The sequence below is a fragment of the Luteimonas saliphila genome, assembly GCF_016774335.1.
Taxonomy (GTDB): Bacteria; Pseudomonadota; Gammaproteobacteria; order Xanthomonadales; family Xanthomonadaceae; genus Luteimonas; species Luteimonas saliphila.
On record NZ_JAETWA010000042.1, the window covers coordinates 77877 to 101063 of the forward strand.

General features: G+C 68.8%; 19 protein-coding genes. 4 read left to right on the top strand and 15 right to left on the bottom strand.

Going from position 1 to position 23187, the window contains the following annotated elements; genetic code table 11:
* Window positions 1–3: 3 nt before the first annotated feature.
* Window positions 4–633 carry an inorganic diphosphatase gene (locus JMO03_RS13010; RefSeq protein ID WP_202843970.1) on the top strand — a complete coding sequence of 210 codons (630 nt, stop codon included), beginning with the start codon at window positions 4–6 and terminating at the stop codon, window positions 631–633.
* Between the two features lie 21 nt (window positions 634–654).
* Here the strand turns inward: JMO03_RS13010 and JMO03_RS13015 are convergent, their stop codons facing one another.
* From JMO03_RS13015 to JMO03_RS13075, 13 genes are all read right to left on the bottom strand, one after another.
* On the bottom strand, window positions 655–1992 hold the full coding sequence (locus tag JMO03_RS13015; RefSeq protein ID WP_337926424.1) for a sensor histidine kinase: 1338 nt from the start codon (window positions 1990–1992) through the stop codon (window positions 655–657).
* A gap of 2 nt (window positions 1993–1994) precedes the next feature.
* The gene (locus tag JMO03_RS13020) at window positions 1995–2657 is read right to left on the bottom strand and encodes a response regulator transcription factor (RefSeq protein ID WP_202843971.1); all 663 of its coding nucleotides are present in this window, start codon (window positions 2655–2657) and stop codon (window positions 1995–1997) included.
* A complete protein-coding gene (locus JMO03_RS13025; RefSeq protein WP_202843972.1) occupies window positions 2657–2986 on the bottom strand; it encodes a PepSY domain-containing protein in 330 nt (109 codons plus the stop codon). The genes JMO03_RS13020 and JMO03_RS13025 overlap by 1 nt, the downstream gene beginning before the upstream one ends.
* 145 nt (window positions 2987–3131) lie before the next feature.
* Window positions 3132–3416, bottom strand: coding sequence for a hypothetical protein (locus tag JMO03_RS13030; RefSeq protein WP_202843974.1), 285 nt, complete (start codon window positions 3414–3416; stop codon window positions 3132–3134).
* Window positions 3377–4588 carry an alkaline phosphatase D family protein gene (locus JMO03_RS13035; protein WP_202843976.1) on the bottom strand — a complete coding sequence of 404 codons (1212 nt, stop codon included), beginning with the start codon at window positions 4586–4588 and terminating at the stop codon, window positions 3377–3379. The genes JMO03_RS13030 and JMO03_RS13035 overlap by 40 nt, the downstream gene beginning before the upstream one ends.
* Entirely contained in the window at window positions 4585–5406 is an 822-nt protein-coding gene (locus tag JMO03_RS13040; RefSeq protein WP_202843978.1) for an inositol monophosphatase family protein, read from the bottom strand. The genes JMO03_RS13035 and JMO03_RS13040 overlap by 4 nt, the downstream gene beginning before the upstream one ends.
* Window positions 5407–5413: 7 nt before the next feature.
* Window positions 5414–6760, bottom strand: a complete 1347-nt coding sequence (locus JMO03_RS13045; RefSeq protein WP_202843980.1) for an MFS transporter — start codon at window positions 6758–6760, stop codon at window positions 5414–5416.
* Between the two features lie 70 nt (window positions 6761–6830).
* Complete coding sequence (locus JMO03_RS13050) at window positions 6831–8330, bottom strand: CoA-acylating methylmalonate-semialdehyde dehydrogenase (RefSeq protein WP_202843982.1); 1500 nt, start codon at window positions 8328–8330, stop codon at window positions 6831–6833.
* A gap of 2 nt (window positions 8331–8332) precedes the next feature.
* Entirely contained in the window at window positions 8333–9154 is an 822-nt protein-coding gene (gene iolB, locus JMO03_RS13055; protein WP_202843984.1) for a 5-deoxy-glucuronate isomerase, read from the bottom strand.
* Window positions 9154–10044 carry a myo-inosose-2 dehydratase gene (iolE, locus tag JMO03_RS13060; RefSeq protein ID WP_202843986.1) on the bottom strand — a complete coding sequence of 297 codons (891 nt, stop codon included), beginning with the start codon at window positions 10042–10044 and terminating at the stop codon, window positions 9154–9156. Before iolE ends, iolB begins: the two co-directional genes overlap by 1 nt.
* Window positions 10041–11891 (bottom strand): 3D-(3,5/4)-trihydroxycyclohexane-1,2-dione acylhydrolase (decyclizing), encoded by a 1851-nt coding sequence (iolD, locus tag JMO03_RS13065; protein WP_202843988.1) that lies wholly within the window; start codon window positions 11889–11891, stop codon window positions 10041–10043. The genes iolE and iolD overlap by 4 nt, the downstream gene beginning before the upstream one ends.
* 1 nt (window position 11892) lies before the next feature.
* On the bottom strand, window positions 11893–13830 hold the full coding sequence (locus JMO03_RS13070) for a bifunctional 5-dehydro-2-deoxygluconokinase/5-dehydro-2-deoxyphosphogluconate aldolase (RefSeq protein WP_202843990.1): 1938 nt from the start codon (window positions 13828–13830) through the stop codon (window positions 11893–11895).
* Between the two features lie 83 nt (window positions 13831–13913).
* Window positions 13914–14807 (bottom strand): MurR/RpiR family transcriptional regulator, encoded by an 894-nt coding sequence (locus tag JMO03_RS13075; RefSeq protein WP_202843991.1) that lies wholly within the window; start codon window positions 14805–14807, stop codon window positions 13914–13916.
* 139 nt (window positions 14808–14946) lie between these two features.
* Between JMO03_RS13075 and iolG (JMO03_RS13080) the strand changes: the two genes are divergently transcribed.
* Together iolG (JMO03_RS13080) and iolG (JMO03_RS13085) are read left to right on the top strand one after the other, a co-directional pair.
* Complete coding sequence (gene iolG / locus JMO03_RS13080; RefSeq protein ID WP_202843993.1) at window positions 14947–15945, top strand: inositol 2-dehydrogenase; 999 nt, start codon at window positions 14947–14949, stop codon at window positions 15943–15945.
* Window positions 15945–16922: an inositol 2-dehydrogenase gene (iolG, locus tag JMO03_RS13085; RefSeq protein WP_202843995.1), complete on the top strand. Its 978-nt coding sequence runs from the start codon at window positions 15945–15947 to the stop codon at window positions 16920–16922. Before iolG (JMO03_RS13080) ends, iolG (JMO03_RS13085) begins: the two co-directional genes overlap by 1 nt.
* A gap of 40 nt (window positions 16923–16962) precedes the next feature.
* On the opposite strand, the gene JMO03_RS13090 is transcribed toward iolG (JMO03_RS13085), so the two are convergent.
* On the bottom strand, window positions 16963–18270 hold the full coding sequence (locus JMO03_RS13090) for a histidine-type phosphatase (protein ID WP_202843997.1): 1308 nt from the start codon (window positions 18268–18270) through the stop codon (window positions 16963–16965).
* A 73-nt stretch (window positions 18271–18343) separates the two neighbouring features.
* Window positions 18344–20857: a TonB-dependent receptor gene (locus tag JMO03_RS13095; protein ID WP_202843999.1), complete on the bottom strand. Its 2514-nt coding sequence runs from the start codon at window positions 20855–20857 to the stop codon at window positions 18344–18346.
* A 263-nt stretch (window positions 20858–21120) separates the two neighbouring features.
* Between JMO03_RS13095 and JMO03_RS13100 the strand changes: the two genes are divergently transcribed.
* Window positions 21121–23187 (top strand): phytase, encoded by a 2067-nt coding sequence (locus JMO03_RS13100; RefSeq protein ID WP_273544262.1) that lies wholly within the window; start codon window positions 21121–21123, stop codon window positions 23185–23187.

Below are 23187 nucleotides of genomic sequence, written 5' to 3' on the forward strand. Positions count from 1 at the left end.
GGAATGAAGGCCGGACGATTCGCGTTGTGCGCATGGCTCCTGTTGCTCCCGCTGGCGCAGCCGCTGCAGGCGGGAGAATCGATCCGGCATCCGTTCCATGCCAAACAACCGGCGTCTGCTCCCGATGAAGTGCTGCTGGCGGTGGAGATCCCCGCCGGTAGCTTCACCAAGTACGAGATCGGCAAGGAAGATGGGCTGGTCTACGTCGACCGGTTCCAGTCGATGCCGGTGGCGTATCCGGCGAACTACGGCGGCATGCCGCGCACGCTTGCCGGCGATGGCGATACGCTCGACGCGCTGGTGCTGACCCGCGCACCGCTGCATCCTGGCACGCTGATCCGCTTCTGTCCGATCGGTGTGCTGCGGATGCGCGACGATGGCGAGCACGACGAGAAGATCATCGGCGTGCCGGCCGACAGGGTCGATCCCACCTATGCGGGCGTGCGCGACATCCACGATCTGCCGGAGATCGAGCGCGACCGTATCGAAGCGTTCTTCCGCGTCTACAAGGACCTGCCCGCGGGGCGCAACCCGGTGGCGCTCGACGGTTTCGGCGATGCGGCCGAAGCGAAGACGCTGATCGCGGAGGCCCTGCAGCGGTTCATCGACGAGGCGGGGCGCCAGCCGCGCTGAAGCGGTCGCGGACCGGCACCGTCAGGGCGCGCTCCACTCGAAGCGCACCAGCGCACCGCCCAGCGGCGAGGACGACAGCTTCAGTCGGCCGCCCGTGGCTTCGGCGAGTTCGCGCGCGATCGAGAGCCCCAGCCCGCTGCCGGTGCCGGACTCGTCGAGCCTGCCGCCACGCACGATCATGTCCTCGATCCGGTCGGCAGCGAACCCGGGGCCATCGTCCTCGATCGCGATGGTGGTCCATTGCGGTCCGGCATTGCCGGCGATGCGCACCTGGCGCCGGGCGTGCCGCGCCGCGTTCTCCAGTACCGCGCCGAGGATCTCCGAGAGGTCTTCCGCCTGCACCGCGAGGCGGAGGTTGGCGGGGACGTCCACGGTGAACGCGAGTTGCCCGCCCTTGTCGGTGTGCTCGATCACGGTCACCAGGCGTTCGACCACCGCGCGGACCTCGGTGTCGCCGCCGCGCGCGCCGCGGATGGTGGCCGCGCGTGCATGCGCGAGTTCGGCATCGATGGTGCGGCGGATCGCGGCGACGGCACGGTCGAGCCCGTCGGCGGCCTGCCCGGCGCCGACTTCGCGCGCACGGCGGCTTTGCGCGGCGATCGCCGACAGCGGCGTCTTCAGGCCATGGGCGAGGTCGGCCGCGCGATGGCGCGCGAGTTCGAGGTCGCGCTCGCGCGCGTCCGCGAGGGCATTGATCGCGTCGGTGAGCGGCTGGATCTCGCGCAGGCGGGCGCCGGGAAGCCGTGCGCGGGCGCTGTCGCGAAGCAGCGCGAGGTCGCCCCGGATCCGGCCCAGCGGCCGCAACCCCAGCCGCACCTGCAACCAGGCCGCCGCCGCCAGCGCCAGCCACAGCACGGACAGGAACAACGCCAGTTCGCGGCCGAACTCGTCGCGCGCGACCGTCAGCGGCGCGCGATCCTGCGCGAGCTGGACCAGCACGCCGGGTCCGGCGGCGTCCGGCGCGACCCGGCGTTCGAGGACCGACACCTGCTCGCCGTAGGGGCCGTCGGCGTGGCGCAGCGTCCAGTCGTCGGAGGGCGCATGCGTGGGGGCGGGCAGGTCGGCGTCCCACAACGACCGCGATCGCACCGAGCCTGCGGGACTCGACACCTGCCAGTAATAGCCCCCGGCAGGCGTCTGCAGGCGCGGATCCATCGGCATCGGGTCGATCACGGGCACCTGGCCCGGCCCAAGTTCGAGTGCCGCGACCAGCCGCAGGCCGTCGCGGGTGAGCTCGGTTTCCAGCCGGCGCTCGAGATGGCGCTCGAACAGCAGTGTCATGAACAGCCACGCCACGCACAGCGCCAGCAGGATCGCCGCGGCGGCGCCGGCCAGCAGGCGCCAGTGCAGCGAGCGCACGATCAAGGCGCCGTGCCCAGCAGGTAGCCGAAGCCGCGGCGGGTGGTGATCAGCTCGTGGCCGAACTTCCTGCGCAGGCGCGCGACGATCGCTTCGATGGCGTTGGTATCGCCGGTATCGGCGATCCCGTAGAGGTGTTCGGCCAGTTCGCCCGCGGACACCGCGCGTTCGGGGGAATGCGCCAGGTGGTCGAGCAGCCGGAACTCGAGCGGCGACAGGTGCGCGGGGGCGCCGTCGAAGGTCGCGCTCATCCGGGTGGTGTCGAGCCGGAGCCTGCCGACCGAGACGACATTGCTGGTGCGTCCGGCTTCGCGTCGCATCAGTCCGCGTACGCGTGCGATGAGCTCGCCCATCTGGAAGGGTTTGCCCATGTAGTCGTCGGCGCCGGCCTCGATGCCTTCCACCTTCTCGGTCCAGTCGCCGCGGGCGGACAGGACGATCACCGGGAACGCACGGCCCGACGCCCGCCAGCGGCGCAGCACCGAGAGCCCGCCGAGGCCCGGCAGGCCGAGGTCGAGCACGATCGCGTCGTAGTCCTCGGTATCACCGAGGAACCAGGCATCGTTGCCGTCGCCCGCGGCATCGATCACGAAGCCGGCGGCTTCCAGCGCACGCCGCAGATCGGCCTGGATGTCAGGATCGTCCTCGACGATGAGGCAACGCATCAGTCATCCTCGATTTTCCTGACCTCGCCGGTGCGGGCGTTCACGTCCACTTCCAGCACCCGGCCGGAGGCGGCGAGCACCTTCACCTCGTACTCCCAACCGTGCTTGTCGCTGCGGTCGAGTTCCACTTCGATGATATCGCCCGGTACGCGCGCCTGCACGATCTGCAGGATGCGGCCGAGCGGCAGGATCTCGCCACGTTGCAGCAGCGCACGCGCTTCGATCTGGTCGTCGTCGCCGGCATGGGCTTGCGGGAGCGAGAGGCTCGCCACGGCGGCGGCAAGCACCAGCGGGATGGCGACGGAGGCGGTGAGGAGGGTTCTGTTCATGGCGCCCAGCCTGCCGCCGGGCGGCTGACATCCCGCTGACAGCGGTGTTGGCCTTGCCGTCGACACGGACCGGCGATTGCGCGTCGACCTGCCGTGGCCCGGCCCCCAGCCCCAGGGCTGGCTCCCGGGGCACGTGCCGCGGCGGTCATTTCCCGTCGTAATAGGGCGTGTCCGGCCAGCCTTCCGGCGGATCGAAGCCGTAGTAGCCCTCGCCGCGCCTGAACCGCTCCAGGCGCTCCAGCTCGACCGGATCGGATTTGCTGTCCCAGGTGCGGGCGCCATTGGCGAGGTCGTCGGGCGTCAGCACCAGCGGGTCCCACACCGCCTCGCCGAGGTCGTCGTGCAGGGTGTAGATGAGGGTGGGGGTGTCGCCGGTCAGGTCGAAACGCATCAGGCCGACGTTGACGCTGCGCGTCCACACGTCGCGCACGCGTACTTCCGGCGCCTGCCGCGTGTGCTTGGCGGCGGGCAGTTGCGCCAGCGGCGACGAACAGAAGTCGTAGATGTCGTAACCGCCCTGCGCCGAGCGCGGGATGCAGTTGAGCTCGCCCATGTGCGAGTCGCCGGAGATGCAGACCACGCCGCCGATCGCCTCGTCGCGGATGAAGTCGAGATCTCGTTGCGCTCGGTCATGAACACCGCCCACGAGTCGCCGCCCTTCTCGTTCTCCGCCGAAGACCAGCCGCCGCCGATCGCCAGCACCTTGAACGGCGCGGTGCTGGCCTTGAGCTCGCGCTTGAGCCAGGCTTTCTGGGTCGCGCCGAGCATGGTCTTGCCGGCGTTGTCGGGGCGATCGGTCGGATCGCGGTAATAGCGCCCGTCGAGGACGAACAAGTCGACCCCGCCGTAGTGCTGCCTGAAGTAGACGCCGGGATTGCCTGCCTCGCCGTAGGCCGGGTTGGCCCAGAACCGCTTGAAGATCCGCAGCGCGTCGCGCTTGAACGGACTCAGGCCATCGGAATCGTTGTAGCCGAAGTCGTGGTCGTCCCACGTCGCCAGCTGCGGGACCGAACGCAGCAACGGCTCCAGCGACGGCACCACGCGTCCGCGCGCATACAGGTCGGTGATCGCCGCGGGCTGGTCGCTGTCGGCGTAGATGTTGTCGCCGAGCCACAGGAACATGTCGGGCTCCAGCGCCCGCACGGTGTTCCAGATGCGCTGGTCGGGGTCGTACTGGATCCGGCAGCAGGAACCGAATGCGATGCGGAATGCGGCGGCGCCCGCCGGTGCGGTGCGTGCACGATGCGGGATGAACTGGAAGCGGTCTTCCTGCCCGTCGTAGCGCAGGCGGTACCAGTAGGACGTGTCGGGTTGCAGGCCCTCCGCGCGCAGCGTCACGCAGCAATCGTCTTCGGGCGAAGCGGTCATGGACGAGGTCTGCACCACGTGGCGGAACTCGCGATCGGTCGCGACTTCCAGCAGCACGTCGAAGGCGCCGCTGGCGCGGACCCAGACGGTGAGGTGGTTCGGCCCCGGCGCGCCGAGCATCGGACCCTGCAACGCGCGTGGATAGCCCAGTACCCCCGCGATCGCCCTGGGCAATGCGAGGAACAGACCGGCGAGTCCGCCGGCGGCAAGGAAGGTGCGGCGTCCGAACGTCATGCGAGGGGCTCCTCCGGGTACAGCGCGGCATTGAGGGTGTCGATCAGGACGGTGTGGATCGCGCCATTGCTGACGCAGACGTTGCCGCCCTCCAGGTCGAGCGCATCCCCGGTGACCGAGGTGGCGATGCCGCCCGCTTCCTCGACCAGGATCACGCCCGGCGCGACATCCCACGCGTTCGTCGCGCGCTCCCAGTACGCGTCCCAGCGGCCGGCGGCGACGAAGGCCATGTCCACCGCGCAGGCGCCGGTGCGGCGGATGCCGGCCACCCGGTCGCTCAGCAGCGCCATCTCGCGCGCGAATACGGGGTGGTCGGGCTTGTCGGCGAACGGAATGCCGCAGGACAGCACGCTGCGGATCAGGGTGTTGCGCGCAGACACGTGGATGCGCCGGCCATTGAGCCAGGCCCCCTTGCCCTGTTCGGCGACGAACAGCTCGTCCATCACCGGCAGGTAGGTCACGCCGGCGACGACCATGCCATCGCGGGCGAGTGCGACGTTCACGCCCCACAGCGGGCAACCGAACAGGAAATTGGTGGTGCCGTCGAGCGGATCGACGATCCAGCGCTGCGAGGCATCCGTGCCGCCGGCGATGCCGCCTTCCTCGCCGAGGAATGCGTAGGAAGGCTGCGCCGCCGCCAGCATCGAACGCACGGTCTGCTCGGCCTCCTGGTCGGCGATCGAGACCAGATCGGTGGGTCCGGACTTGGTCTGCACGGCGAGCTCCGGCAACTGCGCGAAGCGCCGCAGCAGGCCTCTGCCGGCCGCATGTGCCGCCTCGACCATGGCGGTCAGTTCGCGGGATGCATCGATGGGCATGGTGTCTTCAATCCCTCAGTTTCGTGCGCCACAGGGTCGCCGCGAGCAGCATCGACAGCACCGATGCGCCGATCCAGAACCAGATCACCGGACCGAAATCGTAGCTGCGCACGTCGCCGGCCACGGTCATGCCTTCCTGGATCAGCTTGCCGGACACGTATTCCTGGATGCCTGCGCCGATGTAGCTGAAGATGCCGATCACGCCCATCGCCGCGCCGGCCACGCGCTTGGGCGCGATGTCGACCGCGAACAATCCTCCCAGAGACGTGACCAGGCCGGTGAGCCCGAGGCCGAACAGCACCATGCCGGCGATCAGCACCGGCATGGTGTTGGGGCCGTAGAAGAACAGCAACAATCCGCCGATCTCCAGGACCGCGAACAGCAGGTTCACCGGCGGGCGCCGCGCCTCGAAGAACTTGTCGGAAATGAAGCCGTACGCGATCGCGCCCGCGACCCCCGCCATCGTGCTGATCATCAACACCGTGCCGGCCATCGGCAGCGACAGGCCGCGATCCTCCTGCAGGTAGAGGATGCCCCAGGAATTGATCGCGTAGCGGGTCACGTAGATGGTCGCGGCGGACAGGCAGAGCACCCAGATCGCGGGAATCCTGAGGATCGAAAGTTGCAATCCGAGCACGGACTTGATGTCGGGCCGCGCCTTCTCCGCGTAGAAGTCCTGCTTCCACTCGTTGACCGTGGGCAGGCCCATCGTGCGCGGCCGGTCCCGCACCAGCCAGTACATGCCGGCCGCCGCGAGCACGCCGAACAATGCCGGCACGAAGAAGCCGGATCGCCAGCCCAGCCACGCGACCACCGAGCCCACGCCGATGAAGGTCAGGCCTTCGCCGAGCGAATGCGCCGTGCTCCAGATGCCGTAGGCACGACCGCGCTCCCTGTTGGAGAACCACGCCGTCATCGCCACCACGCCACCGGGCGCGCCGAAGCTCTGGAACCAGCCGTTGAGACCCCAGATGATCACCGCCGTCCACACGGCCGTGGTCAGGCCCATCGCGAAGTTGCACAGCGCGGTCATCAGGAACGCGAACGCGAGGAACCGCCGCATGTTCGCGTGGTCGGCCAGGAAACCGTTGGTCAGCTTGCCGATCGCGTAGGCGTAGTACAGCGCCGATCCGATCATGCCCAGTTCGACCGGGGTGAAGATCCCTTCGTCGATCAGCGGCTTCTTGACCACGCCCAGTGCGAGCCGGCAGGTGTAGATCACGCCATAGCCCAGGGTGATCGCGAGCATCACGCGGAAGCGGTGCCGACGGAACAACCGGTCGATGGTCGCCTGGTCGGCGGTCACCGGCAGGTCGGCTCCGGTCGCGAAGAACCTCGTCAGGGCATTGGCCATCCAGCATTCCCTCCCCAGGGCGTCGTGGCCGGCGCGATCGCGCCGGCGATGTGCAACGGTGCGGCGTGCGTCAGCGCATCGTGGGAATCACGAAACTCTGTTCGACTTCGGCGCCGCCCTTCGGCCAGCGTTGCGTGACCACCTTGGTCCGTGTGTAGAAGCGCACGCCATCCATGCCGTACTGGTTGTGGTCGGCGAATCCCGAACGCTTCCAGCCGCCGAAGCTGTGGTATGCGACAGGCACCGGGATCGGCACGTTGATGCCGACCATGCCGACTTCCACGCGGTCCGCGAACTCGCGCGCGGCGTCGCCGTTGCGGGTGAAGATCGCCACGCCGTTGCCGTACTGGTGCGACGACGGCCATTCCAGCGCCTGCTCGAAACTGTCGGCGCGCATGATCTGCAGCACCGGGCCGAAGATCTCCTCGCGCCAGGTCTGCATGTCCGGCGTGACCCGGTCGAACAGCGTCGGGCCGAGGAAGAACCCGTCTTCGTGGCCCGGCAGCGAGAACCCGCGGCCGTCGACGACCAGTTCCGCGCCTTCATCGACGCCGATCCGGATGTACTGCTCGATCTTCGCCTTGTGCGCGGCGGTGATCACGGGCCCGTAATGCGCATCGGCATCGGTCGACGCGCCGATGCGCAGCGCCGCGATGCCCGCGACCAGCTTCTCGCGCAGTGCGTCGGCGGTCGCCTCGCCCACGGCCACCACCACCGGCAACGCCATGCAGCGCTCGCCGGCCGATCCGTACGCGGCGCCCAGAATGTCGGCGACGGCCTGGTCGAGGTCGGCATCGGGCAGCACGATGCCGTGGTTCTTGGCGCCGCCCATGCACTGCACGCGCTTGCCGTGGGCCGCGCCCTCGCCGTAGACGTACTGCGCGATGTCGGACGAGCCGACGAAGCTGACCGCCTTGATGTCGGGATGGCGCAGGATCGCGTCGACGATCTCCTTGTCGCCGTGCACCACGTTGAGCACGCCGGCGGGCAGGCCGGCCTCGATCATCAGTTCCGCCAGTCGCACCGGGACCGACGGATCGCGTTCGGAGGGCTTGAGGATGAAGGCGTTGCCGCAGGCGATCGCAGGCCCGAACATCCACATCGGGATCATCGCCGGGAAGTTGAACGGCGTGACGCCCGCGACCACGCCCAGCGGCTGCCGCATCGAATACACGTCGATGCCGGGGCCGGCGCCCTGCGTGTATTCGCCCTTGAGCAGATGCGGAATGCCGCAGGCGAACTCGATCACCTCCAGCCCGCGCTGCAGGTCGCCGCGCGAATCCGACAGCACCTTGCCGTGTTCGGCCGACAGCATCGCGGCCAGTTCGTCCATGTTCGCTTCGAGCAGTCGCTTGAACTCGAACATCACCCGCGCGCGGCGCTGCGGATTGACCTTGGCCCACCCGGCTTGTGCGACGACTGCGCCAGCGACCGCGCGATCGAGTTCCGCGGGCGACGCCAGCGACACCTTCGCCTGCACACGGCCGCTGTTGGGATCGAAGACATCGCCATGCCGGCCGGAAGTGCCGGCCACGATGCGGCCGTCGATGAAGTGCTCGATGTCGCGCATGCTCAGGTTCCGGAAGCGGGGGGAGGCGCGACGATCCAGGCGTGCGCGGGATCGTTGCGGAACAGCCAGCGCCGCTCGGGGCCGGCCATCACGTTGAGGTAGTAGAGGTCGTAGCCGTGCGCCGCGCCGACCGGGTGGTAGCCGCGCGGTACAAGCACCACGTCGCCGTCCTCGACCGCGATCGCCTCGTCGAGCGAGCGGTCGTCGCTGTACACGCGCTGGAACGCGAAGCCCTGCCGCGGTTGCGTGCGGTGGTAGTAGGTTTCCTCGAGGAGGGTTTCCTCGCCGGGCGTCGCGGTGTCGTGCTTGTGCGGCGGGTAGCTGGACCAGTGGCCGGCGGGCGTGACCACTTCGACCACCAGCAGGCCTTCGGCAGGTTCGGTTTCCGGCAGGATGTTGCGCACGTACCGCGTGTTCGTGCCGCTGCCCCGGACTTCGCGCGACATGTCGGCATCTTCGATCCGGCGCGGCGATCCGGCGCCTGTGCCCGGCGCGGTGCAGACGGCGAGTTCGACGTCGCCATGCGCGACGACCGTATACGACACGCCGGCCGGCACGTACACCGCGCCCGGCGCCCGGTCCTCGAACGGCGACGCGCGGCCGCCGACGTTGCCGAAGCACTGGCCGCCGGCCACGATGTCCGCGGCGCCGGCGACCAGCACGAGGCAAGCTTCGCGTTCCGCGTCGCCGCCTTCGTGGCATTGTCCATCGGCCAGCTTCACGACCTTGAACCCGACGTGCGACCAGCCGGCGCTCTCCGGCGTCACGTTGAGCACCGAGCCATCGTCTCCGGGTGCGTGCGGGCGGACGCGCAACCGCGACATCAGATCAACCCCGCCTTCGCGGCCTCGGTCTTCAGCGTGCGCAGGCCCAGTTCGGCATACGCTTTCGGTGCGGCGATCGCGGGATCCTGCTCGGCTTCGATCACGATCCAGCCGCTGTAGTCGATGTCGACCAGCGCACGCATCACCGCGCCGTAGTCGATGCCGCCGTCGCCGGGCACGGTGAACATGCCGCCCAGGACGCCGTCGAGGAAGCTCGAGCCGCCTTCTCGCAACCTGCGATAGGTGTCGGCGCGGAAATCCTTGCAATGCACGTGGGCGATGCGCGCAGGATGTTCGCGGATCACCTTCAGGTAGTCGACGCCGCCGAGCGCCGCATGGCCGGTGTCGAGGGTGAAGCCGGCCGACGACCCGGTATGCCGGATGAAGGCATCGACATCGCCGTCGCGCTCGACCACCGTACCCAGGTGGTGGTGGTAGGCGAACTTCAGCCCCTGCGACGCGATGTAGTCGGCCACGTCGGTCAGCCGCGCACCGAACTGCGCCCAGTCGCCCTCGGCGAGCAGCGGCGTGCCGGTCAGCGGGACGCCGCGATCGCCGTGCACGGCGTTGCTGGTCTCGGCGAACACGAACACGCTGCTGCCCATGGCCTTGAGCAATTGCAGGTGCGGCTGCAGCGCGGCGATCTCGGCATCGGCGCCCTGCACCAGCAGCGAACCGCTGTACCAGCCGCCGATCAGGTCAAGGCCGTAGGTATCCAGCAGGGGCTCGAGCACCGCGGCATCGCGCGGGAACTTGCTGCCCAGCTCGACGCCTTCGAAGCCGACGTCGCGGATGTCGGCGAGGATGCTCTCCAGCGGCGTGTCGCCACCGAGCTCGGGCATGTCGTCGTTGGCCCAGGCGATGGGGCTGACGCCGAAGCGGATGCTCATGACAGGTCTCTCTTCATGCGGATGCGTTGTTCGTAGTCGCGGCGCGCGGCGTTGACTCCGGGGCGGTCGGACACTTCGGGGACGGCCACGTCCCACCACCAGCCGCCGGCTTCGGTGGTCTTCAGCGGATCGGTGTCGATGACCACGACGCTGCTGCGGTCGGCGGCGCGTGCGCGCGCCAGCGCGGCGCGCAGTTCGCCAAGGTTCGCGACCTTCGCGCCATGCGCACCGAGGCTGCGCGCGTGCGCGGCGAAATCGATGTCGGGCAACGTCTCGTGGCGCGAGTCCGCCAGCAGGTTGTTGAAGCCGGGGCTGCCGGTGGCCTGCTGCAGGCGGTTGATGCAGCCGAAGCCGCGGTTGTCGAGCAGCACGACGATGAGCTTGTGGCCGAGCATCACCGACGTGGCGAGCTCGGAGTTCATCATCAGGTAGCTGCCGTCGCCGACCATCACCACCACGTCGCGGCCGGGGGCGGCGAGCTTGACGCCGAGGCCGCCGGCGATCTCGTAGCCCATGCACGAGTACCCGTACTCGAGATGGTAACCGTCGCTGCGGGTCGTGCGCCAGAGCTTGTGCAACTCGCCGGGCAGACCCCCGGCCGCGCAGACCACGATGGCGTCGTCGTCGAACGCGGATTGCACCGCGCCGATCACCTGGGCATCGCTGGGCAGCGTGGTGGTGTCGTCTCCGCGCGTGGCGGTATCGAAGGCGGCGTTCCAGGTCGCGATCGCGTTGCGGTCGAGTGCGTCGCCGTTCGAGCGCCAGCCTGCCAGCGCCGCATCGAGTGCTTCCAGGACCGCACGCGCATCGCCCACCACCGGGATCGCGTCGTGCTTGTGCGCGTCGAACGCCTGGACGTTGACCTGGAACAGGCGCGCATCCGGGAACAGGCTGCGCGAACCGGTCGTGAAGTCCTGCAGCCGGGTGCCGATGCCCACCACGAGGTCGGCTTCGCTCGCGGCCGCGTTCGCCGCGCTCGATCCGGTCACGCCGATGGAACCCAGGCTGTTCGGATGGTTCCACGGCAACGCGCCCTTGCCGGCCTGCGTTTCCGCGACGGCCAGCCCGGTGCGTTCCGCGAACGCGGCAAGTGCGTTCTCGGCACCGCTGTAGAGCACGCCGCCACCGGCGATGAGAAAGGGGCGTTCCGCATCGCGCAAGGCCGCGACGAGCGCGTCGAGCTCGCGCGGGTCTGCCGGCTGCCGGCGCGGATGCCAGACGCGGCGCGAGAAGAAGTCCGCCGGGTAGTCGAAGGCTTCCGCCTGCACGTCCTGGCAGAACGCCAGTGTCGCCGGGCCGCAGGTGGCCGGGTCGAGCATCGTCGCCAGTGCCTTCGGCAATGCATCGAGGATCTGTTCGGGACGCACGATGCGGTCGAAGTACCGCGAAACCGGCCGGAAGCAGTCGTTGACCGACACCGTGCCGTCGCCGAAGTCCTCGAGCTGCTGCAGCACCGGATCGGGCCGACGGCTCGCGTAGACATCGCCCGGCAACAGCAGTACCGGAAGCCGGTTGACGTGCGCGAGCGCGGCCGCGGTCACCAGGTTGGTCGCGCCGGGACCGATGGACGTGGTGCAGACCATCGCGCGGCGTCGGCGCATCTGCTTCGCGTAGGCGATGGCGGCATGGGCCATGCCCTGTTCGTTGTGCGCGCGGAACGTCGGCAGCGCGTCGCGCGCAGCGTGCAGCGCCTCGCCCATCGCGGCGACGTTGCCGTGGCCGAAGATCGCCCATGTCCCGGCGAAGTACGGCACTTCCTCGCCGTCGACGACGACCTGCTGCGACGTGAGCCAGAGCACGGTGGCCTGGGCGGCGGTGAGGCGGAGGGTTTGCGGATCGTTGTTCATGTCAGGCAGTCTCGCGGATCGCCTGGGATCGTGCCCGCTGCTTCGCGTCACGCCAGGCGTCGACCAGGATCGAGAAGCGTCGCGCGAGGTCGTCGACCGCGGCGGCGTCGTCGATCCTGCCGGCCAGCCACTGTTCCGCGGCATCGGCGAAGATCGTGCGTCCCACCGCGAAACCCTTGACGATCGGCGCCTGCGCGGTCGCCTCGAACGAGGCGATCAGTTCGTCCTCCGGCGCCGACAGGCCCAGCAGCACCACGCCACGGCAATGCGGATCGTTGCGGACGATGGCGTCCTCGATGTTGCGCCATGCCGTGGCCCGGTCGTCCGGCTCCAGCTTCCACCAGTCGGGACGGATGCCGAGGTCGTAGAGGCGCTGGATCGCGCGTGCGGCGGTATCGTCGGCGACGTCGCCGTTGCGCGAGGCGATGATCTCCACCAGCAACTCGTGGCGGGTCTTGCGCGCGGCGTCCGCGAGGCGCAGCAACTGCCGTTCCTGGCGCTCGCGCAGGTCCTGCGGATCGTCCGGGTGGTAGAAGGCGAGGCACTTGACGACATGGTTCGCCGGCCAGGTCGCGAGTTCCGTCGCCACGTCGGGCGAGGATTCGAATTCGAGCGGGCAGGAGCCGGGCAACTCGATCGGGCGGCCGATCCAGTACGGACAGGAGGCGGCCGCTTCGAGCGCGCGCATGCCGTAACGTCCGTCGAGCAGCACGCCGAACGAGGAGTCGCCCTTCGCGACCCGGTCCACCGCCTGCAGCGCGAGCGACTTGAACCCGGCGATGCGTGCGGGATCGGCGCCGGTCCGGGTGCACAGCGCCTCGAACTGGCTGCGATGGTCCATCGCCAGGACGGTCAGCGCGGGATAGTCGTTCGCGCGCGTGGTCGCCCAGTGCAGGTGCTCCAGCGCAGCGTCCTCGCGCAGCCGGAACGGCCGTTGGCCGCCGTGCAGGAAGGCCTGCAACTCCTCCCACGTGGCCATCGCCGGTGCGCAGCCATGGCGCGACACCACGATCGCGCCGCAGGCGTTGGCCCAGGCGCAGCAGTCCTCCAGCGTCGCATCGCGCAACCAGCCGCGCAGGAACCCGGCCATGAACGCGTCGCCGGCGCCGAGCACGTTGAACACTTCCACCGGGAACCCGCGGCCGACGACGCCGTCGTCGAGCGACGCCGGGATCGCGCCCGGGAACGCACTGCAGCCGGCGGCGCCGCGCTTGCACACGAGCAGGGCGCCGGTGCGTTCGCGGATCGCCCGCAGCGCGGCGAGGGTGTCGATGTGTCCACCGAGGATGTGCACCTCTTCCTCGGTGCCGACGATCAGGTCGCACAGCGGCAACACCTGCTGCAGCCGTTCGGTGACGGCCGCGTCGGCGACGAAGCGGTTCTCGCCCGCGTCCTTCCCGGTCAGGCCCCACAGCACCGGGCGATAGTCGATGTCGAACACGATCCGGCCGCCATTCGCACGCGTGATCGCGCAGGCTTTCATCGATGCGGCGAACACGCCCGGCTGCGACAGGTGGGTGCCGTTGATCAGCACCGCCTTCGTCGAACGGATGAAGTCGGGATCGACGTCGGCCTCGCACAGCGCCATGTCGGCGCAGTTCTCGCGGTAGAAGATCAGCGGGAACGTGTCCGGGTCGCGGATGCCGAGGAGCACCAGCGCGGTCAGCCGTGCCGGATCGTCGACCACGCCGCGAGTGTCCACCCCCTCGCGGGCGAGCTGTTCGCGCACGAAGCGCCCGAAGTGGTCCGCGCCGACGCGCGTCAGCAGGCCGGTCCGCAGGCCCAGGCGCGCGCCGCCGACAGCGGTGTTGGTGGGGCTGCCGCCGACGTACTTGGCGAAGGACTGCATGTCCTCCAGCCGGCCACCGGTCTGTTCGCCATAGAGGTCGATGCTGGAACGCCCGATCGCGATCAGATCCAACCCGTCCGTCCTCGCCATCGCCGATCGTCTCCCGGCCAGGCGGCCCTCGGCCCGGCATTTGTAAAATCTATTCTATTTTTAGACACATGGCAAGATTCATTTCATTTCTTCGCGGTCCGCTTCTTCGCCCCGAGCGTCGAGGCGTTGCGGGTCGTCGTGGCCGTGGAGAACGCATAGGAGATGACCAGCGCCTGGGCGAGGCACATGGACGTGGACAGCGAGCGGAACTTGCGGATCTCGGCCTCCCTGACCTGCAGCACCAGCGACGCCGGCTTGGCGACGGGACTGACCGGGCTGTCGCTGATCGACAGCACCTTGCACTGGGCGTCGACGGCGGCGTCGATCAGGTGCACGGCTTCCTCGGCGTAGGGCTGGTAGCTGACCACCAGCAGCAGGTCGTTGCGGGTGATGCCGTGGATCTGCTGGCGGGTCATGCCGCCGACGCTGTCGATGAACACGGTCTTCTTGTCGACCTGGTGCAGCGAATAGGCGAGGTAGGCGGCCACCGGGAACGAGCGCCGGAAGCCCGCGACGTACACGGTATCCGCCTGCGCGATCAGCTTCACCGCCTCGGTAAGCTGGCGCTTGTCGATGGCGTCGCCGAGGTGCTGCAGTGCCAGCATGTTGCCTTCGACGAACTCGGCCAGCACCTGCGACGGGTCGCTGACGCGCTTGCCGTCGACGGCCTTGCTGAACTCGCGCACGCGTTCGCCGTAGCCCAGCGAGGCGTTGGCCGACAGCAGGCCGTCGCGGAACAGCCGCTGCATCTGGGTGGCGCCGTCGAAGCCGAACGACTTGGCGAAGCGCACGATCGCCGAGGGCTGCACGCCGCAGCGTTCCGACAGCACCGCCAGGGTTTCCAGCGCCACCGCGTTGGGCTCGTCGAGGATGTAGCGCGCGATCTGCTTGAGTCGTTTGCTCAGGCCGTCGTAGCGGGCGAGGATCGCCGCGCGCAGTTCCTCGGCGCTGGCGGGCGGGGTCGGATGTTCGGACATGCGGGCAGCCTCGGTCGGTTCTTCCCTGGGGTCGCAAGGAGTGTCCGGCAAAAAATGGAATGCGACCAGATTTCTGGAAATTCTATTGCATTCCTATCTGGAACACATATTCTATTTGAAATCGCGGCGGGAGGGTCGCATGGATCGGATCGACGTGGCCCTGATCGGGGCTGGCCGCATGGGCCAGGTCCATGGGCCCAATGCCGCGCGCACGCCCGGCCTGCGGCTGCGGTACGTGGTGGACCCGCGTCCGGACGCTGCCGCGGCGCTGGCAGCGGCCACGGGCGCCGAAGCCGCCACGCTGGAACAAGCCCTGGCCGACCCCGGCGTAGGCGCTGTGCTGGTCTGCAGTTCCACCGACCAGCACCTGGCCAACGCGCTGCAGGCGGTGGAAGCGGGCAAGGCGGTGTTCTGCGAGAAACCGATCGACCTCGACCTGCAGAAGGCGCGGGCCGCACAGCCGCGCTTCGAAGGCGCCCGCTTCGTGCTCGGCTTCAACCGGCGCTACGACCCGCATTTCCTGGCGCTCAGGCAGCGCCTGGACGCCGGCGCGGTCGGCCGGCTCGAAAGCCTGCACATCGTCAACCACGACCCGGCCGCGCCGTCGGCGCATTTCATCCCGACCAGTGGCGGCCTGTTCAAGGACTTCACCATCCACGACCTCGACATGGCGCGCTGGATGCTGGGCGAGGAGCCGGTGGAGGTGTTCGCGACCGCGAGCTGCCTGATCGACCCGGAGATCGGCCGCCTCGGCGACGTCGACACCGCGCGCACCGTGCTGAAGACGGCCACCGGGAAGCTCTGCGTGATCTCCAACACCCGCCGCAGCGGCTACGGCTACGACCAGCGGATCGAGGCCTTCGGTTCGCGCGGGATGGCGACCGCGGGCAACGTCTCGCGCGACACCGTGCAGGTGTTCGACGAGAACGGCGCGACGGCGGCGCCGATCGCCTACGCTTTCCCGGAACGCTACGCCGACTCGTACCGTGCGCAGATCGCGCATTTCGCCGAGGTCGCGCGCGGGGCCTCGCCAGCGCGGACGCACTACGCCGACGGCATCGCCGCACTGGTGCTGGCCGAGGCGTGCCAGCAGTCGGTGCGCGAGGGCCGCCCCATCCGTTTGCAGGAGAACCGCTGATGTCGAGAGTCGCATTGATCGGTGCCGGTCGCATCGGCCGCATCCACGCCAGGAACGCCGCGCTGCATCCACGCCTGGAGCTGGCTGCGGTGGTGGATCCGGTCACCGCGTCGGCCGAATCGCTCGCCGGTGAATGGAGCGCGCAAGTGCGCTCGCTGGACGAGGTGCTTGCCGACGACACCATCGCCGGCGTCATCGTCGCCAGCTCGACCGACACGCACTTGGACTACAGCATCCGCGCGGCGCAGGCCGGCAAGGCCGTGTTCTGCGAGAAGCCCATCGACCAGGACCTGCAGCGCGCACGCGGCGCGGCCGATGCGTTGAAGGAGGCGAGATTGTTCCTGGCCTTCAACCGCCGCTTCGACCCCAACTTCCAGGCGCTCAAGGCGCGGCTCGATGGCGGCGCCATCGGCCATGTCGAGAGCCTGCAGATCACCTCGAACGATCCCGCGCCGCCGCCGCCGTCGTACATCGCGGTCTCGGGCGGGCTGTTCAAGGACATGGCGATCCACGACTTCGACATGGCGCGCTGGCTGCTGGGCGAGGAGGTCGCCGAAGTCTGGGCGGTGGGCAGTTGCCTGGTCGATCCCGAGATCGGCAGGCTCGGCGACGTCGATACCGCGCGCTCGGTGCTGAAGACGGCGTCGGGCAAGCTCTGCGTGATCTCCAACACCCGCCGCAGCGGCTACGGCTACGACCAGCGCATCGAGGCCTACGCCTCGGCCGGCATGGTGCGCACCGACAACGTGCTCGAAAGCACCGTGCAGGTGTTCGACGAGAACGGCGCCGCCGGCGACCGGCTGCAGAACTTCTTCCTCGATCGCTACGCCGAGGCGTATCGCCGCGAGATGGACCACTTCGTCGAGATCCTCGACGGCGCCACGCCATCGGTCGGTTACGCCGACGGCGTCGCGGCGCTGGCGCTGGCCGAAGCGGCGACGCGGTCTTCGAAGACCGGCGAGGTGGTCAGGCTCTGAAGGTATGGGCCGCTGCGGTCGCGGCGGCCCTCGCGCGAGGTCAACGCACGATGCGCGAGCGCAATGCCGCGGCGAAATCCTCGTAGCGGCACACGGTCGTGTCGGCCGACAGCGCGCATAGCGGCTGTGCCATGTAGTTGAAGTACGGGGGATTTTCTGCGTCGAGCGGCGTCAGCCCGCGCAACTGCCGCGTGCCTTGTGCCAGGTAGAAGACGCGTACGAAACGCGCGCCAGCGGGGTCGCGCAGCAACTCGAACCCGATCGCACCGCCCACCGCGGCGTCGTCCGGCGCGTAACCCGGCACGTGCCAGTGCAGGTCGAGCGCGCCACCGACGTTGGAGGCGTTCGTGTCGTGGCCGACCAGGATGTCGAGCTTCGGCGCATCGTCGCGTTCGAACGTCGCCAGCACGCGCTCCAGGATCGGGGTGGCGCCGCGACTGGCGATGTACGGCGTGCGGTAGAGCAGGTCGAACTCCGCGGCGTGGATCTGCGACAGCAGCTCGATGTCGGCTCCGGTCGCGCGACCCCAGCCGACCTGCTCCATCGGCTTGCCCTCGACATATTCCAGCAGCAGCGTATGCGCGGCGGTGCCGCCGGCGTCCAGCGGACCCCTGAACTTCACGCGCTTGCCGGAACCGGTATCGGCCCAGGCATTGGGCCAGGTCGACAGCCGGCAGTCCGGCGCGAGTCCGGCTGACGCGCAGGCTGGCGGCGAACAGCAGTCGAGGATCGCGTCGAGACGGGCGAATGCCTCGGCCAGCGTCGGCATGGCGTGGTCGAGGTCGCCGTCGACGCGCGCCATCACCGCCGCGCGCGCAGCCGCGGCATCGTGTTCGACCAGGCCCAGATCGATCGACTGGAAGATCGGATCGTCGCGATGGCCAGGCGAATGCTGCACGACCACGCCACAACCCGGGGCGAAGCCCTCCAGGAAACCGCGTGCGCTTTCGCGGGTCCGCTGGTCGGTGTTGGCGCGCACCGCGATGGCGCCCTCGTCGGGGCAACCTTCGGGCGGCAGCAGTCGGCGCACCGCGAGCGCCTGCCGCTGCCATCGGCCGAGCAGCACCGTGCCTGCATGGCCGTGCGCGGTCAGGTGTCCGGCGGGCACGTCCCATCCCGCCCATGGCTGGCGGGCCAGTCCTTCCGCGATCGGCGGCATGCGTGTCGGCGGGCGTACGCCATGCCGCATCAGCATCACGACGCGTTCGAGCGTGAACGCCTGGTCGCTGACGGCGTGCGCACCGCTCGTTCGCGACGGGTCGGTGTGCGCACAGGACGCGACGAGCAGCACCAGGCTCGTCGTCCGGGCCGGGTGCCAGGCGGATCGGGCGAGGACATGGCGCTTCATCGCGGAATTCCAAAGAACAGCGGCGGCCATGGGCCGCCGCTGGAGGCGAGGTCAGGCTTCGTCGATGCAGTGATCAGAACTTGAACTGCACGCCCATGCGCGCCGACCAGCCGTACATCTCCTGCTCCATCGTCCGCTCGCGGCGGCCGACGTAGGCGCGCATCGCCGCGTCGTTGAGGTTGGAACCCTCCAGGAACACCGACCAGCGCGGATTGATCTCGTAGCCGAACTTGATGTCCCATTGCTTCAGCGAGTCCCAGTAGATGTCCTCCTCGGGATCGTCCTCGCTGGCCTCGTTGAGCATCGCAGAGCGATAGGTGTAGGCCAGCCGCGCCGAGAAGCCGTACTTCTCGTAGCTCAGCTGGGCCGACGCCACGCGGTCGGACTGGCTGATCAAGGGAACCGTGTCGCTGCGCGCCGGCAGTCCTTCGGCTTCCGAATCGACGAAGGTGATGTTGCCGCCGACGCTGAAACCGTCGAAGGGTGAGGGCAGGAAGCCAAGTTCGTACTGGGCGTTGAGCTCGATGCCGGACACCTTCGCCTTCTCGGCATTGTCCCAGGTGCCGACCTCGGCGCCGGTGAGCGGCAACCCGCCGAACACACCGTCCTGGTCGGTGCGGGTGACGGCATAGATGGGGTTGCTGATGTCCTTGTAGAACACCGCGGCCGAGAGCACGCCGCGGTTGCCGACGTAGTACTCGACGGACAGGTCGAGGTTGGTCGAGTACAGCGGATCCAGGTCCGGGTTGCCCATCGTGACTTCGGGTTCGAGACTCCCGGCGCCCTGGATCTCGACGAACGGGGCGATCGACTCGTAGTTGGGCCGCCCGATCGCACGGGTCACCGCGCCGCGGACGACCAGGTTGTCGCCGGCATCCCAGCGGATGTTCACGCCGGGGAAGAGGTCGGTGTAGCTGCGCGATCCGAACACGTTGAACGGCTGGTCGATCGAGGAGGTCTCCACGTCGAAGGCATGCGCGGCGTACGATCCCTTCGTGTGCTCGATGCGCAGGCCCGGGATGACGGTGACGTTGCCGAACCACAGCCGTGCCATCGCGTAGGCGGCGGTGATGGTCTCCTCGATCCGGAAGTCCGTCGCCAGGGTCGCGCTGAGCGTGCCTTCGGCGTCTTCCTCGAATTCCCCCGGGTTGGCGTTGAAGTAGGCGTCCGCACGCGGTCCGCTGACCAGCGGCCCGAGCCGGTATCGGCTACCGAACACGCTGTCGACCGTGTTTCCGGCGACATCGGCCATCGTCAGGTCGCCATCGTCGTATTCCCAGGCGCGACCGTCCACGTCGTTGTCCTTGTCGCGGCGCAGGTACTTCACGCCGACCTGCAGGTCTGAGCCGTCGCCACCGAACGGCATGACGTAGTCGGCGCGGAACTGGTACAGGTCTTCCACCGCCCGCCGCGACTCGGGTTCGAAGAAGTCGGGTTCGAAATTGGCGGGGTCGAACGCGGCGTCGTCGGCGAACGAGAAGTCGTAGCTGCGCGGGCCGATCGAGTAGCTGCCGGAGACGTCTTCGGCCACGAAGCCCCATTCGTCGCGGCGCGGATCGCGCTTGTTGGCCCGGGAATAGGTCGCCTCGAGCTCGAGCCTGTTGTCGCCGAAGCGGAACTCGCCGCCGGTCGAGGCGGTGAAGCTGGTGGTGGTTTCCTCGCGCGTGCGGATCGCGCGGATCGCCTCGGCGCCCTCGAACGTGCCGCTGGTGGCGGAGCCGGGCGCGATGCCGTCCTCGTCCAGCTCGACGGCGAACGCGTCGCGCGTTTCCTGGTCCTGGTACTTCGAGTACATGAAGCGCAGGAACACCGAAGCGTTCTCGCTGGCCTTCCAGTCGAAGTTGGCGACTGCGCCGGTGCGCTGGCGGTGGGTGTTGTACTGCCGCACCTCCAGGCCTTCTGGGACCTGATTGCCGTCGATCTCGATCCAGCCGCCCGGGTTCTGCACGTTCTGCGAGCCGATCTTGCGGTCGGAGCGGTTGACCGCCAGCACCGCGCCGAACTGCCTGTCGGCGCCGAACACGCTGCCGAACGACGCATCGTACTCGTACGGGTTCTCGCCGTTGATGTCGTAGCGGCCGTAGGCGGCGCGCGCCGAACCGAAGGTGCGGTTGCGGTCGAACGCCGACACGGTTTCGATGTTCACCTGTCCCGCGATCGCGTTCGCATCCATGTCCGGCGTGAGCGTCTTGGAGACGGTCACGCCACCGATCAACGCCGACGGGATGTCGTCGAGCTTGACCTGCCGGCTTTCCGGTTCCGGCGCCGCGGCCGTCTGGCCGTTGAGCGTCACGTTGAGCAGGTCGGGCGAGACGCCGCGTACCGTGAGGTATCGGCCTTCGCCCTGGTCGTTGACCGTGGTCACGCCGGGCAGTCGGCGCACGGCCTCGGCCACGTTCTGGTCGGGCAGGCGGCCGACGTCGTCGGCGCGGATCGCATCGACCTGGCCATCGGCGCTGCGCTTGTCGTCGATCGCCAGGCGATCGGCGGCACGACGGCCGGTGACCACGATCGCATCCAGGTCGGTGGCTTCCGACGCCTGGCGCGTGTCGCCCGTCGATTCCTGTGCCGACGCGATGGATGGCAATACCGCGCACTGGCAGAGCACCAATGCCTTGAAAAGGGCACTTCGACGCAAGGTCCGCATGTTCTGTCCCTCCCGAGGACGAGTCGGCTGCCGGTGTTTGCGAAGGACGCGAAGGCAGCGCGTGGGCGGAGATTACGAACAAACATTCCATATTTCAAGAGAAATAGAATTTTTCTTGCAAATTGTACTCGGGCCGCGTTAGCTTGGACGCCAACCAGGCTCTGCATCGAGCGCGCCCACGCGCCGGATCTCCGGGAGGAATCATGAAAAATCATCTACTTATCGCCCTTGCTTGCGTATCCGTGGCGATGGCGTCGGCGTGTTCGTCGGATGCTGCGCAGCAGCAGGTGCCGACCGTCGAGGCCCACGCGGCGACTGCGCCGACGACCTCGGGAGAAATCGGCAGCGCCGCGCTGGTCCATGCCGTCGACTCCGCAGGCGAACCCCGGATCGTCGCGACCGCTGCGCTGGGCGGACTCGAGCTGTATTCGCTGGCGGGCAAGCGGCTCGGCGCCACGCCGGCAGGCGAGGTGGTGGGCGTGGATGCGGCCAGCGGTGTCCCCGTCGGTGGGACCGACGCGACGATCGTGGCCGCCATCGACGGCGACGGCCACCGCCTGCGGTTGTTCCGCTTCGCCGATGATGCGTTGACCGAGGTCGGCGCGCGCGAGATCCCGCTGGGCTTCGCGGGCGAGGGGATCTGCCTGTACCGGCACCCGCTCGATGGCGCGCTGCATGCCTTCATCGTCGGCGATGGCGGTGAAGTCGATCAGCAGGTGATCCACGGCACGGCCGACGGCAGGCTCGACGCGCGGCAGGTGCGGCGGATCGGCGTACCCTCGCCGTTGAAGCAGTGCGTCGTCGATGCGCGCGCCGGCCACGTCTATGCCTCGGAGGAAGCCGTCGGCATCTGGCGCTTCAATGCCGATCCGGAAGCCGACGTGTCCGCCGTGCTGGTCGATTCCCCGAGGGGCCACATCGCAGAAGAGGTCGGCGGGCTGGCGATCCACGACGGCGGCGAAGGCGCACGCTGGTTGCTGGCGTCGAACGCATCCGCGGGCACGTTGAACGTCTACGACCTGGAACGCGACGCGGCCTTCATCGGCAGCGCGACGGTGTCGGGACGCGGCGCCGCCGAACCCCTCGGCGAACCGGGCCCGCTGTACGCGGCCAGTACCGCGATCGGCGGGCATTATCCGAACGGGGTGTTGCTGGTCGTCGACGAGGACGGCCCCGACGTCAAGCTCGTGTCGATGACGACGCTCGCACGGGCGCTCGGCGTTGCCGCGGGAACCGCGCCCGGAGAAGCACGCGAAGCGGCCAAGCCGACGGTCGCCGTGGTCGTTGCGGTCGCCGAAACGTTGCCGGTCGACAGCTTCGGCGACGCCGCCGACGACCCCGCGATCTGGGTGCATCCGACCCAGCCGGAGAAGAGCCTCGTCATCGCCACCGACAAGAAGGCGGGCCTGTACGTGTACGACATGCAGGGCCGACGGCGGCAGTTCCTGGCCGACGGCAAGATGAACAACGTGGATCTGCGCGATGGTTTCAGGCTGGGCGACCGCGAGGTCACCCTGGTCACGGCCAGCAACCGCACCGACAAGAGCATCGCGATCTACCGGCTCGATGCCGACACGGGCGAGCTGGTCGACATCGCCGATGGCCGGCAGCCTACCGGCCTGCACGATCCCTACGGCCTGTGCATGTTCCGCAGCCCGCGCAACGGCAACACGTATGTCTTCGTCAACGGCGACGACACCGCGAAGAAGCAGTGGCGGCTGGTCGACGCCGGCGGTGGCCGCGTGCGCACCGAACTGGTACGGGAACTGGCGTTCGATTCGCAGACCGAAGGCTGCGTCGCCGACGACGCGTCGGCCACGCTGTACGTGGGCGAGGAGGACGTGGCCTTGTGGAAGCTGCCGGCCGAGCCCGATGGCGGCGACGAGATGACCGCGGTCGACCGCGTCGACGCCAATCCCGCGATCCGGGACGACATCGAGGGCATGGGGCTGTACCACCTCGGCGATGGCCGCGGCTACATCGTCGCCTCGAGCCAGGGCAACGATACCTACGCGGTGTATCGACTCGAGGGCAGCCAGGAATACCTCGGGTCGTTCGCCGTGGCCGGCGATCCGGTCCGCGGCATCGACGGCATTTCCGAAACCGACGGTCTGGAGGTCAGCAGCGGCAACCTCGGCCCCGGTTTCGAGCACGGGGCCTTCGTCGCGCAGGACGGGCGCAACGTCATGCCGGTGGAGAACCAGAACTACAAGATCGTGCCGTGGAAGGCGATCGCCGAGGCGCTGGGCCTGGAAATGCGCAGCCCCTGA